Origin of the sequence: Dyadobacter arcticus, from assembly GCF_011762185.1 — a bacterium.
GTDB lineage: Bacteria > Bacteroidota > Bacteroidia > Cytophagales > Spirosomataceae > Dyadobacter > Dyadobacter arcticus.
Genome location: NZ_JAASQJ010000003.1, coordinates 39,030 through 55,896, shown reverse-complemented (window position 1 = coordinate 55,896; position 16,867 = coordinate 39,030). Strand labels below are relative to the sequence as shown.

The following is a 16,867-nucleotide window of genomic DNA, read 5'->3' as shown; positions in this document are numbered from 1 at the left end:
AAACAACACTTTCTACAAGTCTGTAAATCAAACCATAAAATAGCAAAATCTTAGGTAATACTTTATTTCGCCAGCATAAAAATGAAAGTATATCTATTATTTGGTTTAATCCTATCCCTCTCATTTTCAAGTTCTCAGGCACAGGAGGGAAATAATTATTTTCGACATCTTACCACTAATTCGGGCCTTTCACAAAACAATGTGACCAGCATGCTCATGGACCGACGGGGTTTCATGTGGTTTGGGACGCAGGATGGGCTTAATATGTATGACGGATATGAGTTTACAGTTTACAGAAACGATCCTCAAAACCCCGAAAGTATTGGGTACAGCTCCGTAAATGCGTTGTTTGAAGACAGACAAGGGCGACTTTGGATTGGCACGGACGATGGTGGTCTGAGTCAGTACAGTTATGAACTGGACCGCTTTCTCAATTTTAGGAATGATCCTAAAAACAACAATAGCATTAGTCACAACAAAGTACTATCGATTACCCAGGATGCACGCGGCAACCTTTGGGTAGGTACGGGTGGTGGCCTCAACTATTTTGATGTTAAAAAAAATACTTTCAAACGTTATCTACATCAGCCCGACAATCCTGAAAGCCTCAGTAATAGCTTTGTAAAAAAAGTATTCGTTGATAGCAAAGACATTGTCTGGATCGGTACCAAAGATGGTGGTCTCAACAAACTAAATGCATCTAACGGAACTTTCACCCATTATCGTCATCATCTATCCGATCCATCCTCACTTGGGAAGGATGAAGTAAACAGCATATTTGAAGACTCAAAAAACAATCTCTGGATTGCGACGGAAGGGGGCGGATTGAACCTGATGAACAGGGCCGCTGGTACTTTCCAATCATTCCGTCAATCGGCCTCCAATCCGAAAGGGATTTCCCACAATGATGTGATTTCTTTGGAGGAAGACAGGAGCGGAAGGCTTTGGATCGGGACCAGAAATGGCGGCATTAACATTCTGGAAAAAAACGGCAGTTTCACGAAATATGATTTCGATAAAGCAAATGTTGACGGTCTGAACAATGGGTCCATTTACTCGCTTTTTTGTGATAAAATCGGCACAATGTGGGTTGGCACTTTCAGCGGCGGAATTAATGTGATGGACTTTGATCCTCCTAAATTCAAACGGTACCGAAGCAACCCGAATATGCTTAATGGGTTGAACAATGACAACATTCTATCCATTGTGGAGGCGCAGGATGGAAATCTTTGGGTTGGGACAGACGGTGGCGGCGTGAACGTATGGGATAAAAAGACTGGTCGCTTTGAGCATTATAGCCATACTAATGATGACCATTCCAGCATTGCAAGTAATTACATCACTGTAATTCATCAAGATAAGAAAGGGAAAATCTGGGCGGGTAATTTTAAAGGTGGGCTGAGCGTGTACAACTGGCAGGGCAAAAATTTTGACAATCTGAATAACATTCCGAACAGCAAGTTTCCCATCAAAGCTAACATTTATGGCATTGCCGATGATAATAAGGGTTTCCTTTGGATCGGAAGTTCGGAAGGCTTGTTAAAATATAACAAAGCACAAAACACTTATCAAACTTACCGGCACGATGCCAATAAGCCTGGCAGTATCAGCGGCAATGTTATCCTACCTGTTTACCAGGACCAAAGTGGTTCAATTTGGATCGGAACCGAAGGTGCGGGACTGAACCTGCTTGACGAAAAGCGACAAACATTCACCCGCTTCACACACGATTTGCGCAACGCGAATACCATCAGTAATAATGTAATCAATTGCATTTTTGAAGATAGTAAGCGAAACCTATGGATTGGCACCAACGGTGGGTTGAATTTTTATAATAAAAAAAAGGAAACTTTCACCGCCTATCGCCAGAAAGATGGCTTACCCAATGATGTCGTGTGGGCCATCCAGGAAGATTCGCACGGTACTTTGTGGATCAGTACCAACAATGGTTTAAGCAACTTTAACCCTGCCACCAAGGTTTTTCACAACTTCGATAACAGCGACGGTTTACAAGGCACATCTTTTAATAAGATGTCATCATTCAAGAATAAATCAGGAACACTGTATTTTGGTGGCCAAAATGGGTTGAATGTATTTCATCCTGACAGCATAAGATACAACCGCTTCATCCCGCCGGTCTATATTAATGATTTTCAAATCTTTAATCAGTCGGTGAGTCCGCACGATCGCAATTCCCCTTTGAAAAAACACATTTCCGCGTCAAAGGACATTACTGTTTCGTATAAGGACTTAATGCTTTCCTTCGAATTTACCGCGCTGAATTATACCGTATCCCGAAAAAATCAGTATGCATACAAACTGGTCGGGTTCGATAAGGACTGGATTTACTCAGGCACCACCCGAAAGGCTACTTATACTAATCTCGACCCGGGTGATTACACTTTCAGAGTGAAAGCATCGAATAATGATGGCATATGGAACGAGACGGGCACATTCGTCCGCCTGCACATAATACCTCCTTTCTGGCAAACCTGGTGGTTTCGCATTTTAATGGTTTTGGCAGCGATAGTGGTTATTTATCTATTATACCAAGCCAGGGTGAGGGTTATCAAAAAACAAAAAGAAGCATTGCAGCAGCAAGTTCATGAAAGGACGAGGGAAGTAACCGAGCAAAAGCACGCATTAGAACAACAGGCTTCCCATCTGCATAAGTTGAATGATGACCTTCAACAAAAGCATATTGAAGAACAACAGGCGCGGGAAGAAGCAGAAAAGGCCAATCAGGCGAAAAGCGTTTTTCTCGCGACCATGAGCCATGAAATCCGAACCCCCATGAACGGTATTCTTGGCATGGCGCTGCTGCTTTCGCAAACTTCAATGACCGAGGAGCAGACGGAATATACCGAAACAATCATGGGGTGCGGCGATGGTTTGCTAACGGTTATCAATGATATTCTCGACTTTTCAAAGATCGAATCGGGTAACATGGAGCTTGAACGCAAGCCCTTCGACTTGCACGAATGCATTGAAGAGGTATTAGGTATTTTTTCCCGAAAAACGGCGGATCTTGGTTTGGATCTCGTGTACCAGATCGACCCGGAAGTTCCTTCCCAAATTATTGGTGATAATTTGCGGCTGCGTCAGGTACTGATCAATCTGGTCAGCAATGCGGTCAAATTTACCCATGACGGCGAGATCCTTGTAAGTGTCCGGTGCGAGCATAAACATGAAAACGGTGAGATAGAGCTGAATTTTCAGATTCAGGATACTGGAATTGGCATTGCTGCGGATAAGCTGGAATTGCTTTTCAAAGCTTTTTCGCAAGTTGACTCTTCTCACACCCGAAAGTATGGAGGCACCGGATTAGGGTTAGTTATCAGCCAGAGATTGGTAGAATTGATGGGCGGACATATCCACGCGGAAAGCGAAGAAGGTGCAGGTACCACCTTTTATTTTTCGATTATCACAAAGGCGAGCGAGGATCTTTCCAACCGGTCGGCTGGCTTGAACGGCTCAGAAAATGAAGGCAAGATTGTGCTGGTGGTTGACGATAATAAAACCAATTTACGGATTATCGAAACCCAGCTTAAATATTGGAAACTGGTACCAATACTGGCTTCGTCGGGTTCACAGGCTCTTGGAATATTAGATAGGGAAAACAAAATCGACCTTGTCATTACCGATCAGAACATGCCGGAGATGAACGGCATTCAGCTGGCGCAGATGATCAGGAAGACATTTGCTGAGCTACCTATTGTGTTACTCAGCTCTGTGGGCGACGAGGCAAGGAATAACTATCCTGGAATTTTCTGTTCTATTTTAACAAAACCTGTAAAGCACCAAAAACTTGGGGATGTTGTAAAAAAAGAACTTTCCCGACAAATGGTTGTTGTTGAACCCAAACCTTTGGAAGGGAAAAATTTACTTTCCACCTATTTTGCAGAGGAATTTCCGTTTAAAATGCTGATCGCCGAAGACAATGCGATCAATGAAAAATTGTTTGTGATCGTACTAACCAAGCTCGGCTATGCACCCAAGGTTACCAGAAATGGGAAAGAGGCGCTTACGGAAGCCGCTCAGGAATTTTTCGATGTTATTTTTATGGATGTCCAAATGCCAGAAATGGACGGTTTGGAAGCCACTCGGATGATACGCAAGCTGCCGGGACACCAACCCTATATCATTGCGGTTACCGCTAATGCAATGCCCGAAGACCGAGAGATTTGTATACAAGCCGGAATGGATGACTACGTTGCCAAACCGATTCGCTATGATGAGATCAAATCTTCGCTGCAACGCGCGTTTATCGCCAGGCAGGCAGTCTCGGAATAAGATATAAGGCGTGCGATCGGCGAAAGTGCAATTTTCGGCCATATTTTTGGAGATAGCCACGACGCGGTTAATGCCAGCGTGATCTGCTTGGGTTTTGGGTTTTGAAGTATTTGATAGAGTCTGATTGGTTGTAGATGAATCGAAACTTCTTCGCAAATGGGTAAGGATTAGATCAGAAACCTCAGAGAAATTGTCGGCAGACATTTTCCCTGAGGGTTTCTAAATTAAACACTGCCAGCTATTTAATTTGTTATGACACTTGTAATGACAGCATTATTACTCGATTTAATGTCTCCGCCCGTTCCACCTACGATTGTCGCTTTAATATTCTGACTGGTCCCAGCTGGAATTCCTCCTTTTCGTTTGATTTTAAACCCAATTATTGACTTTCCGTTTCCGAGAATAGCAGAGGATTTGGAGGCAGTGATATAGTTAGCGTTCTCAGTAAATGTCCAGTTGCTATTATTGTTTGTCACACCGCCAAATACATTTGACACCCCGGATTCACTTGGGTAGGATATTGTAAATCCACCAAGTTTATTTATCCGGAAAGAAATATTACCGACGGTATTTAAATTATTGATCTCGTAAATATTGACGACAAAATCCCGACTTACGTTAGCATTAAAAATTAAACTATTTATATCAATTGTGGGCGTTAGGTCCGGGTCGCATGGCTTAATTGTAACTTCTACCTTTGAACTTGAAAAATCTTGATTGTAGCAGTTCCCGTTAGCATAATGATAGTAAGCGTAATAGGTGCCGGATGAAACCGCGGTTGGTATTTCAACTTTATTGCCTGAATGGATTCCATTCGTAAACCAGGCAACTGTAGCGTTAGCGGGTATCGGGCCCGTAAGCATGCTGTTAAGATTTACGGCGGATTCTTTACAAACATTTGTCAACGAATTGCCATTTATACTTACTTGCGGTGCTGTGGTGACGGTAATTTTCGATGATGAAAGTGAGGTATTGTAACATCCGGTATTGTCGTCGTAAAAAAATGCGTAGTAAGTGCCAGTTCCTGCCTGTGTTGGGAAAGCAAACTCTTGTTGACTATGGGTGGGATTAGTAAACCAGACAAGGGTTGAACCGGCAGGCGCCACATCATCGACCAAACTCATCAGGTTGGCGTCAATGGAGCTTGGGCACTTTGTTGTTAACAAATTGCCACTCAAATTAACCTGATCTGTTCCGGCACTACACTCAGTAAGCGCATTGAAGCCGATATCCAAATTTACGTACCCATTAACATCACTACTCCCAGAAAATGTGAGTCTTGCTGTATGAGAGGTTGGTGTAAAAATGAGGGTCTTTTTAATCCAGACATCCGTGTCAACATTTGGTGTAAAGACGGTCAAATCTGTGGCCGTAGCCCCTTGACTTAGCGCTAGTTTGCCCTGGCTCCCATATCCAGTTCCAGAAGTTTTGGAAGACATAATGTGGTATTTCAGGTAATAGGTTTTGAATGGCGTAAGTCCGGTGATTATGGTATGAGACGTTTCGGTGCCGTTTAAGGTATTATAGGAACTTAAAAAGTTTCCTAGACCCGATGGCGGTGCGTTTAACAAGGGAACCCAAGCCCTTCCCTGATCGCCACCATAAAAGTGATCATTCGAGATACTTGGTGCAAAGTTATTTGGAATTGCATCGAAAACCCAGCCTGCGGGAAAGCAGCCGACACATGGGTTTGCAGCGGATGTAACTTTAACATTTTGGGCTCCGACCCACCCACAGTTCATTAGTAAAGTGAAAGCTGATAACAGTAAGAATTTTTTCATTTTGTTCAGTGTGTAAGATTTAAAAGAAAAAATGCCCCATTATAATTTCTTACAACAGGGCATGTATGTAGAAATTCGACTTATCTGGCAACAGCTATTTTGTATTTATTCACCGCCCCGTTCGTCGCCTTTACATGAACTGTATAAATTCCGGCTGCAAAAGCAGTCACATTCAACTTGGCAACCGGCTTATTTCCCGAATGGTAGACTTCCCTTCCATTCGCATCCATAATCTCAACCTCCTTTACTTTCGCCCAGTCGACTGCTTTTATCGTCACATAATCCGATGCCGGATTTGGGAATAGGACGGTAGGTTCGAATTCAAACTTAACATTACGGATACTGCTATACGCACTCGTTCCATCCTTGTCGATCATGTGGAGACGATACAGATTTTCGCCGTTGAACGGATCATTATCCACCGCTTCATAGGTTTTTAAAACTGTACTTTCCCCCTGAGCGGCAACTGTCTGGAAGGTTGTCCAATGCTTACCATCCTGGCTCCGCTGTACGTCAAAATGATCACTGTTTGTTTCCTCGGTGGTGGCCCAGTTTAGCTGGGTTACTTTGCCTTCGGCCTCAGCATTGAACTCTTTAAGAGTTACTGGGAGATTGACAAGTACCAGTGTGGTGGTCCCACTGTTGTCGTTTGAAGGATCATTGCCTGGAAGTTGTCCGTTTTCAAAGCCTAGCGTTGAGGTAATAAATCCATTTCCAACGGTGTTCCCCTGAAACCGGATGCGAAAGGTTACACACTCTGGGTTTGCGAGATCGGCGGTATATAGAAGGCGGAGATTGTGGTTTTCCGGGTCGTTCGTTAATTCCTGAATTGTGAAATTTGTGAGCGGGGAGCCATCTGGGTTAACAACTTCAGTAATGGTGAGATTGTCGGAGAAGCTGATCAAGGGGCGCAAGTTGTTCGCAGGAGCAGTTATTGGATCGGGATCTTCGTTACATATTACCACTTCTACTTCTCCAATCGTCTTATTTAGTATTTCGGTCTGCAAAGGTGTAATATTGATACTTACATCTTGTGCATTGCTTGGACGTATAGCGCATGTGCACGCTACAATCAGAAAACCTTGTAAAAGTTTTTTAGTCTTCATTGTTTTTGTGTTTGAGTTTAAATTTATTGTCAGGCAGAAATACAATCCTCCACAGTCCACTCTGACCATAGAGGATTGTATCTCATGAAATGTTTTACGAAAGCATTAGTTTGTCGCAATATTTGTGACAATTGAATTATTACTTGAATAATCGTCGCCCCCCGCGCCGCCAACGATTGTTGCCTTGACGTTTTGTGTTGTACCCGAGGAAATCCCTGGTTTTCTCTTTATTGTGAAACCAACAATAGCAGTTCCGTTCGCAGGAATCGGGGTAGTAGACGTTACCTCTATGTAATTAGCGGCTTCGGAAAACGACCAGTTGCCATTTTGATTTGGTGTTCCACCAAAGACATTAGAATTTCCACTTACGGTTGGATAAGTTATCGTAAATCCCCCAGGCTTATTAAGCCGAAATTTAAAATTTCCAGCGGTTGTAACTCCTTTTGTTTCCTTTAACTTAACTACAAAGTCCTTAGCTATTACGCCGAAGTTTAAACCGCTTATGTCAAGGGATGGAGAGATGTCGGGGCAATTGTTAATGTCTATGCTCAGCTGTGCGGCAGATACGTCTGTGTTATAGCAACTGTTAAAAGTATCGAACCAGAAAGCATAATACGCACCTGTTCCGGCAGCTTGAGCCGTCTCAGGCGTTAGCTCCTCGGATGGATTCCCGCCACTAATTTCATGATATGGGTTAACAAACCAAACAAGCTCACAATTTGCTGGAATGCGAGAGGTCACAAGGTCATTTAGATTTACAGTCTTCAAGGGGCAAACATTGTGAACAAGACCTGATATATCTACGAGATTCACCTGTTCTGAACCGGTATCACAACGAAAAATTGAATTATAGTTCATTGCAAGACCTACCGATCCACCGTTACTGCCACCTGTTCCAGAAAAAGTTAGTGTAACGGTGCTTGCCGTTGGAGTAAACGAAAATTGCACTGGCGTCCACATATCGACATTGATAAGGCCAGTTCCTCCGCCTGGAAGAAAATCGGTTGTGAGTGAGCTTGCAGCGCCGTTGCTTAGGGTGATAGTCCCAGATGTTCCATAACCTCCATTGGCGACGCTTAATGATATTAGATAATACTTGAATTTATATTTTTTACCGATAGTCAAGCCGGTAATAGTCGTAGACGCTGTGCTAGACTCCGAAGCGCTATTGTAAATGGTAAGAAATCCTCCATTACCCCCGATAGGCGCGGGTTGAATAGAGCTTGGCGGCGCAGGTTGGTTCCAGGCAAATTGCGGAAATACTAATCCACCGTAATGTGTTGTAGTAGAGATAGCTGATCCCCCTCCAGTTTTTGTCCACCCGTTTGGAGCGCAATCGTTACAGGGATTTCCAGTTGAGTTAGATGTCAATTGTGCTTGCGCAAAACTAGCGCAAAAAAGAAGAGCAATTAATGTAAGTGAAAATAACGTTTTCATAGTGATAGTGTTTTACAATGAGATTTTTCATACGTGCGAGAGGGGAATAAATCCATAAATGAAACTGATGCTGTCTAATTTCTGGGGCGATCGTGCTTTTTGTCTTTCATAGGAATGAGCTGATTAATGTGTGAGACTTAATTGGTTGGTAGGTAGATAGGATCTGCATTACCTTGTGTCAAAAGTGATTTATAAAGCACTCTTTAGTGTAATGCGATGAGTTAACGGCAGGATTCATTTAACTAATGGCGTAATCACCCTGTACAAGCCTGGAAGCCTTTATATGACAAATTAGACACTAACGATGCGATTTGTAACGTACATTAATATACGTAAAGCAAAGTATTTTTACAGAATGAGATTCTGTGATAAAAATAGTTTATGCTTCGGTGAAGTTTAGTTAGAAGATAAGTTGTCAATACTTAGTAAATATTACTCATCCTGATATTGCGTATAGTTCTATCGTTTCCATTTCCATCCCAGGGTTTGAGCGCGTTTTACATTAGTTTCTCCCTGTAAACCACTTCTTACCAGTAGCCGATAATCCGCACTGCTTGACCGTTAAAAAACTGATGTGAACCGTTGGAAAATTGATTTAAGCAATAGTTACAAACACTGCCTAGTTTTTGATCAATATGAAATTTGTGCGGTTGATGCATCTAACGTTCCTAATTCTACTCACGACTATGCTTTCTGCGACCAACTGTTGTGCTCAGTTGATTTTTCAAAATCTACGGGAAGTAGATGGCTTGAGTGCAAAACAAGTCCGCTGTCTGTATAAGGATCCAGAAGGTTTTTTATGGATTGGAACTACCAATGGTTTGAACAGGTATGACGGGCACACCATTAAGCGCTATCCAAAAAACGTCTATGTCAATGCTATCTTCCCGATAGACGGTGAGGAGAACTTACTAGTCGGTACTTCAAAGGGCCTGCTGGTTTTCAATAAAAAGAAAAGAAACTTTTTATTTGATCAGAGATTTAAGTCGCTTTCAGGAAAAACTATATGTTCCGTAAAGCCTGACGGCTTTAAGAGATTATGGATTGTTACGAACTCCGAAATTTATATTCTCTCTCATAGTAAACTGCTCCCGATTGAACAGGCACTTCCATTTGCCAAAATTCTCAAAGGACAGGATTACACATCTACTGGTTTTACTGCTTTTTGCTGGGATTCCTTAAGACAAGGTTTTTGGATAGGCGGCCCCAAAAGCTTCTTCGTGGACTGCAAAAACAGATTGGTCTATTCGAAGGAACACAATCCTCTCAACATCCCCATCCTGGCTACGGCTCTGGTAACTTCCATTGCCCTGGACAAGGATTTCAATCTATGGTATGGTACTACCAGTGACTTCTCGCTGAGATTCTGGAACCACCAGAAAAAATCAGTCACCACTTATGGCGCCTTCGAAGGTAGAAAAGACGGCTGTAATTATTTATTTGTAGACAAAAAAAACAGACTTTGGATTTCTACCTGGCTGTTTTCTGCCTTTTACAAGGAGCCTGGAAAGCCAATCCAAAAAATTCCCTACAGTCAGGATCAGCCTTTTTCTATTGGATATGGTCATTTCCGGGAGGCATTTGAGGACTTAGACGGTAGCATTTGGTTTGCAACGATTAATGGTGTTAGTAAAAATCAATCCAATGAACCTATACAGTCAATTCATAAATTTCCGAGTATGGAGTTTTACCTGGACTCAGGTTTTGCCCATATTAATTCAATCAAGGCCTACCCTGATAGAATCATGGCTGCGAAGGAGGATGGGATTTATGATTACAACATTAATGACCACACCTATCGTAGATTCATTGCTGTTTCAAGGGGAGATATGATGCAGAACAGATTCGACTATGCTGTCAGGGCAACCGATACCTGGTGGTTTTCCGGATCTGGCGGCATTTATTTTTTGGATCAAAAAAATCAGAAGCTTCGGAGATTTCCGAAAGTAAAGCAGGGAATGCCCAGAACCGATGCGACGTTTGTGATCGAAGATAAAACCGGAAAAATCTGGTTCCAGATTTACAGGGATGCACTCTATCGTTATGATCCGAAGTCGGATATCTGCGAACGCATCGATGGAAAAGAACCCAAAACTGGTTTATTCGACTATAAGTATTGTCACAGCGTCTTAAAATTGCGAAATGGCAACTTACTTTTTGCAATGGATGGAGTCGGATACTTACTATTCAATATCGGATCGCAAAGGTTTTCAACCATTCCGGTTCACGATGCCGGAAATTTTCAGGTTTCAGAATCTCTGGAAGATAGGGAAGGAAACATTTGGTCGGCGGTCGCAACAAAAGGGATTTTGAAATACAATCTTAAAGGTCAGTACCTCGACGGTATCAATACGAACAATGGTCTACCTCTGGATAACATAAATAGTATTGCACAGGATGATCGGGGCGCGATATGGGCGGCAAGCCGAGAGGGGTTAATGTATTTTTACCCTGATACCAAGGAAATCACGCGGGTACAAATTGATCTGGGCAAGACTTTGCAGGATTATTGGAACCACGTTTCCATTTACAATAAGCTGGTTTACGCAGTAATGCTTGACCATGTTATTGTTATTGACCCCTTCAAATTTGCCACAATTATTCCAAAAAAAGCGCCGCATATCACTTCTGTGAAGATTTTCGAAAAGGAAATATCTGATTCCCCAACGGATACAACGTTCGACTTGTCGGCTGAAGAAAATTTTATTTCGTTTCAATACGCATCTCTATACCACAGGGACATCCCTTCTCTGCAATACAGTTATCAGTTCGAGGGCATCGACAATAATTGGATCAATGCTGGCAAAACGGACATTGTATCATACAACAACCTTGCTCCCGGGCAATATACTTTCAAGGTGCGCAGTACCAATGAGGAAGGTAAGTGGATGAATGACATTGCAATTGTGAAAATCAATGTGAGGCCCCAGTGGTGGCAGACCTGGTGGTTTTTCATTTTCATGGGCCTGGTAGCGTTTATTGCCTTCCGTTTGATTTATATGGCTCTTATCAAACGAAGACAGAAAATCATCTTCGAGCAGACGATCGACTATTTCGCCAATTCAGTTTATGGTGAAAATTCGGTTGATGAAATTTGTTGGGATATTGCAAGGAACTGCATATCCCATTTAAACTTTGAAGATTGTGTCGTGTACCTATGGGATGCGGAAAAAGGCAAACTGGTTCAAAAGGCGGCATATGGTCTTAAGAATGTAAGAGAACATGAAATTATTAATCCCATTGAATTGGAAATCGGCGAAGGAATTGTTGGGGCAGCCGCAGAAGCAAAGAAGACATTAATTATCCCCAATACCAACAAAGACAAGCGTTACATTATTGATGATAAAAAAAGGTTATCGGAGATATCCGTACCTATTATCCACGAGGGCAAGGTCATCGGGGTAATCGATTCCGAAAACAGTAACAAAAATTTCTTCAAACGCGAACACGCCCGTGCGCTGTCGACGATTGCTTCTATAAGCGCTAATAAAATTGCAGAGGCACAAGCAGAGGATGAGGCGCAAACGAAAGAAATGATGCTTCTGGAAATCAGTAAAATGCTCGCAGAAAGTCAGTTAATGGCCCTTAGGGCGCAAATGAACCCACACTTTGTTTTTAATTGCCTTAATAGCATTCAAGCATGTATTGTCACTGCCAAATATGGGGAGGCTAGCAAATACCTGAACAAATTCTCCAAACTATTCCGAATGGTTTTAAATAATTCGGATCAGAATATGGTATCCATCGAAGATGAAACCGAAGTACTCGAGCTGTATTTAGAACTTGAACAGATGCGGTTCGAACAAAGCTTTACATACAAAATTACGGTAGACGAGGATTTGCAGGACGAGGAGATTGTGCTACCCTCCATGCTCTTGCAACCCTATGTAGAAAATGCCTTATGGCATGGGTTGATGCATAAAAAGGGTTCACGGGAGCTCCTGATTAATTTTGAGAAAGTCAATGATGATATTTTTAAATGTATTATAGAAGACAATGGCATCGGAAGAAAGAAATCTTTTGAGATCAAGGAACTTACCAGCAAACTGAAAAGACATAAATCAAAAGGGCTCCAGATATCGAAAGACAGGCTGGACCTTCTACAACGGCAGGGACAGCATGCCTCCGTAACCATTAATGATAAATATGATTCCAATGGCGCACCAAGCGGCACACTTGTTATGATCGAGCTTTCCACTTACTTAAATAATACTTGACAAACCCTATGACAAACGCCCTGATTATCGATGATGAACAAAAGGCCCGCCACGTACTCAATCACTATCTAACCAACCTCATGTCTGATGATATCATCGTCAGACATGCCGATTCCGTCAGCGAGGCCTTAATTGTGCTGGACAGTTTCAAGCCGGATATTGTCTTTTTGGATGTTGAAATGCCTTACCAGAATGGTTTTGACTTTTTAATTGCCAGGGATAACCCGACTTACGACATTGTTTTTACCACAGCCTACAACCAGTACGCCATTCAGGCTATTAGGTTTAGTGCATTGGATTATCTGTTAAAACCTGTGGATCCGGACGAATTAAAAGCGGCCATGGATCGACATAGGGAGAAATCTCTTCAGAAATCTTCTGAAGGCAATCAAAAACAGCTTTATGATAATCTTATCAAGAATATTGGTAAAAAGGATATCAAAGATTTCCGGCTGGCGGTACCTTCAAGTGCAGGCGTTTATTTTTTTAGCCTGGATGAAATCCTCCGGCTCGAAGCCGATAAAAATTACACCTCCATCCATCTGGTAGGTAAAAGGCCTTTCCTTTCCAGCAGAACTTTGAAGCATTTTGATGAGATGCTGGGTGAATTTAATTTTATCCGCACCCATAAGTCCCATCTGGTCAACCCAAAGCATATCAAACAGGTAGCACACAATAATCAGTATGTTTTGCTTTCCGATGGCTCCCGGATCGAAATATCCAGACGTAAGAAGGATGTTGTCCAGCAATATCTGAAACTGAGGTAAGCGAGCTCAGCAAACTTGCTGGACAAATAAGTGTTGCAAAGTTTGCTCGGGGTCAATGCAGAATCCGGAATGTACCTTAGACGCTTGTATTACCGTACTTCTTGTGGCCGTGAGCCATCGGAAGCGGGAAGCGATCGGTAATGACTCAATGGCGCCTCCGTCTTTTTTACCCTTGCATATCTGTTCCAATGCATTCAGATATGAATTAATGTCATCATAATCGGTGCTTTTGCAGAACGCTTTTAAACGCGACTCGTCCAGCTCATATACAACCCGAAGAAAGCCCTGCGACGGGCAGTACAGGATCACACCTACATTCATAAACTCTCCGCGCTCTACCCTGGGTACAACGCGAATTACCGCATATTCAAATAAGTGCTTTCCTGGCATCCTGAACTCCTTTTATGAATATTTCCGATACCGAAAGCCGGGTCTCTAAAAACTGTGCGTATGCTTCACGATGTTCGTCCGCCGTTTCAAAAGGAGAGTCTTTGAGCAGCCATTCGTCAGGAATCGACCCGACGATCGACCTGATCACATCTCCATTCAGCTTACTCTTGAAATCAGCATTCACTTCTTCCAATTCGTTCGCAGACGATAATAACACATGATCCTTAATTTGCATAAATGGCCTTTTTGCTTGTTCAAGCCAATTGTCCCAGGAATGGTGAAAGTAGAGCGAAGCGCCATGATCTATCAACCAAAGTTCTTTGTGCCACATTAACATGTTGGTGTTTCTGGCTGTCCTGTCCACGTTGGTGAGCAGACTGTCGAGCCACAAAATCCGTGATGCGAGGTTACTATCTACCCTGGTTACCAAAGGATCAAATGTAATAGAGCCAGAGAGGTAATGCATTGCCAAGTTAAGGCCGACGCTGGCTTTTAACAGGTCCTGGATCTCTTCATCAGGCTCCGTTCTGCCGAATGCCTCATCCAGATGAGCAAACACGATTTCGGGTATCCGAAAACCCAGAAACCGTGCCAGCTCCCCTCCTATCAGCTCAGCAATAAGTGCTTTCGGACCTTGACCCGCCCCACCAAATTTTAATACATATAAAAAATCATCATCCGCCTCAGCGATGGCAGGCAAAGATCCTCCCTCTCGCAAAGGCGTCAGATAGCGGGTTACATTCACACTCCGAAGACTGGTCACTTCAAAATCTATTTGATAACTAAATATACGGCGTGTCAAGTTAGTGAAAACATGTTGATGCGTAATCAAGAAAGTACTGTCCGTTTTATATGTATTAAAAGATGAAATAGTTTCTTCCGAACGGACGTAGAAAGCAGGTCAGGAATTAGTCAGTACGATTTTTCCAAACTGTTTACCTTGATGCATATAATCAAACGCCTCCTGTGCATTTGCCAAAATAGCGTAGACCTTGTCAACCACCGGTTTGATTTTGTATTTTTCGGTAAATGCTAGCATATCCGCAAAATCCTGTAAAGTACCCATGGTTGTTCCCAGGATAGACAGGTTTCTCCAATAAACTTTATTTGGAATGATATTACCGATAGGCCCATCCGTCCCTCCGAAGAAAATGACGCGGCCGCCCGGTTTTGCCACTTCCAATAAATTTCCGAAACCGCTACCCGAAGCGCTGTCTATAATCACCTCAAAACCTCCGGTAACCTCCTTCGCGGTCTTAAACCAGGACTCTTCTTTATAATTAAACCCATCAATAGCGCCCATCAATTTGGCCTTCTCAATCTTTTCATTCGATCCCGATGTGACGTAAACTTCTGCGCCTGCGGCAATTGCGTACTGCAATGCAAGCAATGCTGTGCCTGCACCAATTCCTGTGATCAAAACCTTCTCTCCCGCCTTCAATCCGGCCCTTACAAATAGCGCCCGGTAAGTCGTCACACCTGCAAGTGGCAGGGCTGCGGCTTCAATACCAGATAAGTGGAAAGGCTTTGCATGGATATACTTTGCATTTACGCTAATGTATTCTGAAAATGTGCCCGGTTCAGGATTTCCCAAGATCTTAAAATTATCCCCAAATGCGGCCGGATTATCCCCCCAATCATGACTTGGATTGATGACCACTTCTTTCCCAACCCAATTCGGATCCACATTCGTACCTGATTCAACCACAGTCCCAAATCCATCCGATCCCAGGATCAAACCTGACTTCGGTCCTGCATACTGACCTTTCTGGATCCAGATATCTCTGTGATTAAGTGCCGAGAAAGCGAGTTTGATCAAGAGCTGACCTTCATTGGGCGTTGGTGTCGCAATTTCCTTCATGACCAATGGTTCATTGCTGCTTACTAAAAATACTGCCTTCATGATTTTCTGATTAATATTTTGATAATGCAAATTTGTACCATTCATTTAGTACATTTACGGTACAAATTTTCTATAATACAGTAAAGTTTTCACAAAATGAAGGAAATACTTCACGAGCCGTTCGAAATTATTTACATAGAACTGGATGAATGTCCAAAATCTGATCATCAGCATAATTTCTTTGAATTGGTTTACATTATTTCCGGGACGGGTACACAGGTGATCAATGATAATACATTCCAATACCATCCCGGCCACATGTTTCTAATCACTCCTGAGGACACCCACTCTTTTGATATTGAGACTACTACCCGATTTTTCTTTATCCGTTTCAATGGTGTTTACATTAGAAGAAATGCATCGCTTGTCGCCGCATCTCAACACAATGACCAATTGCAGAGATTAGAATTTATATTACAGAATGCAAACCACCAACCCGGATGTATTCTCAAAAACCAAACGGATAAGAGCATTATTAAACCACTGGTCGACGCCATTATTAGGGAATATGTGAACAGGGATTTATATAACAAAGATCTGATCCAGCATTATGTCAATACCATGATCATATTGGTAGCCAGGAATATAGCGAAATATTTACCCGAAAAGATCAATGCGTGCACAGATGAAAAGGCATTGGATATTCTGCAATACATTCAACAAAACATTTACCATCCGGATAAAATCAAAGCAGGTTACATCAGTAAGCATTTCGGTATTTCGGAATCTTACCTCGGCCGCTATTTCAAAAAACAAACCAATGAAACCATGCAGGAATACATTATTAGTTCAAGATTGAAGCTTGTTGAAACGAGACTTCTGCATAGTAATCTGCGTATGAATGAGATCGCGGACGAGCTATCGTTCACAGACGAAAGTCACATGAACCGTTTTTTTAAAAAAAGTAAAGGCATGAGCCTGGGGGAGTTTCGCAGAAAAAATCAATCGGCTTCGGCTGTGTAATGTCTGGAAT

Annotated in this window: 10 protein-coding genes; 4 read left to right on the top strand and 6 right to left on the bottom strand. The window is 42.5% G+C overall.

The window, feature by feature from the left end; genetic code table 11:
• The first annotated feature begins 81 nt into the window (after positions 1-81).
• Positions 82-4,293 carry a hybrid sensor histidine kinase/response regulator gene (locus FHS68_RS13660; protein ID WP_167271026.1) on the top strand — a complete coding sequence of 1,404 codons (4,212 nt, stop codon included), beginning with the start codon at positions 82-84 and terminating at the stop codon, positions 4,291-4,293.
• A 242-nt stretch (positions 4,294-4,535) separates the two neighbouring features.
• Here FHS68_RS13660 and FHS68_RS13655 read toward each other — a convergent pair whose 3' ends face one another.
• The 3 genes from FHS68_RS13655 to FHS68_RS13645 form a co-directional block, all read right to left on the bottom strand.
• Positions 4,536-6,074: a hypothetical protein gene (locus FHS68_RS13655; protein ID WP_167271024.1), complete on the bottom strand. Its 1,539-nt coding sequence runs from the start codon at positions 6,072-6,074 to the stop codon at positions 4,536-4,538.
• A gap of 80 nt (positions 6,075-6,154) precedes the next feature.
• The gene (locus tag FHS68_RS13650) at positions 6,155-7,180 is read right to left on the bottom strand and encodes a T9SS type A sorting domain-containing protein (protein WP_167271022.1); all 1,026 of its coding nucleotides are present in this window, start codon (positions 7,178-7,180) and stop codon (positions 6,155-6,157) included.
• A 105-nt stretch (positions 7,181-7,285) separates the two neighbouring features.
• A complete protein-coding gene (locus FHS68_RS13645) occupies positions 7,286-8,617 on the bottom strand; it encodes a hypothetical protein (RefSeq protein ID WP_167271020.1) in 1,332 nt (443 codons plus the stop codon).
• Positions 8,618-9,333: 716 nt separating this feature from the next.
• On the opposite strand from FHS68_RS13645, the gene FHS68_RS13640 reads away from it, so the two are divergent.
• Positions 9,334-12,834, top strand: coding sequence for a sensor histidine kinase (locus tag FHS68_RS13640; protein ID WP_229211904.1), 3,501 nt, complete (start codon positions 9,334-9,336; stop codon positions 12,832-12,834).
• Between the two features lie 8 nt (positions 12,835-12,842).
• The gene (locus FHS68_RS13635; protein WP_167271016.1) at positions 12,843-13,601 is read left to right on the top strand and encodes a LytR/AlgR family response regulator transcription factor; all 759 of its coding nucleotides are present in this window, start codon (positions 12,843-12,845) and stop codon (positions 13,599-13,601) included.
• A gap of 6 nt (positions 13,602-13,607) precedes the next feature.
• Here the strand turns inward: FHS68_RS13635 and FHS68_RS13630 are convergent, their stop codons facing one another.
• From FHS68_RS13630 to FHS68_RS13620, 3 genes are all read right to left on the bottom strand, one after another.
• On the bottom strand, positions 13,608-13,991 hold the full coding sequence (locus FHS68_RS13630) for a DUF3037 domain-containing protein (protein ID WP_167271014.1): 384 nt from the start codon (positions 13,989-13,991) through the stop codon (positions 13,608-13,610).
• Positions 13,969-14,754 (bottom strand): HipA family kinase, encoded by a 786-nt coding sequence (locus FHS68_RS13625; protein ID WP_310588561.1) that lies wholly within the window; start codon positions 14,752-14,754, stop codon positions 13,969-13,971. The genes FHS68_RS13630 and FHS68_RS13625 overlap by 23 nt, the downstream gene beginning before the upstream one ends.
• A gap of 138 nt (positions 14,755-14,892) precedes the next feature.
• Positions 14,893-15,894 (bottom strand): zinc-binding dehydrogenase, encoded by a 1,002-nt coding sequence (locus FHS68_RS13620; protein WP_167271012.1) that lies wholly within the window; start codon positions 15,892-15,894, stop codon positions 14,893-14,895.
• 96 nt (positions 15,895-15,990) lie between these two features.
• Here FHS68_RS13620 and FHS68_RS13615 point away from each other — a divergent pair, with 96 nt between their 5' ends.
• Entirely contained in the window at positions 15,991-16,857 is an 867-nt protein-coding gene (locus FHS68_RS13615; protein WP_167271010.1) for an AraC family transcriptional regulator, read from the top strand.
• The last annotated feature ends 10 nt before the right edge of the window (positions 16,858-16,867 follow it).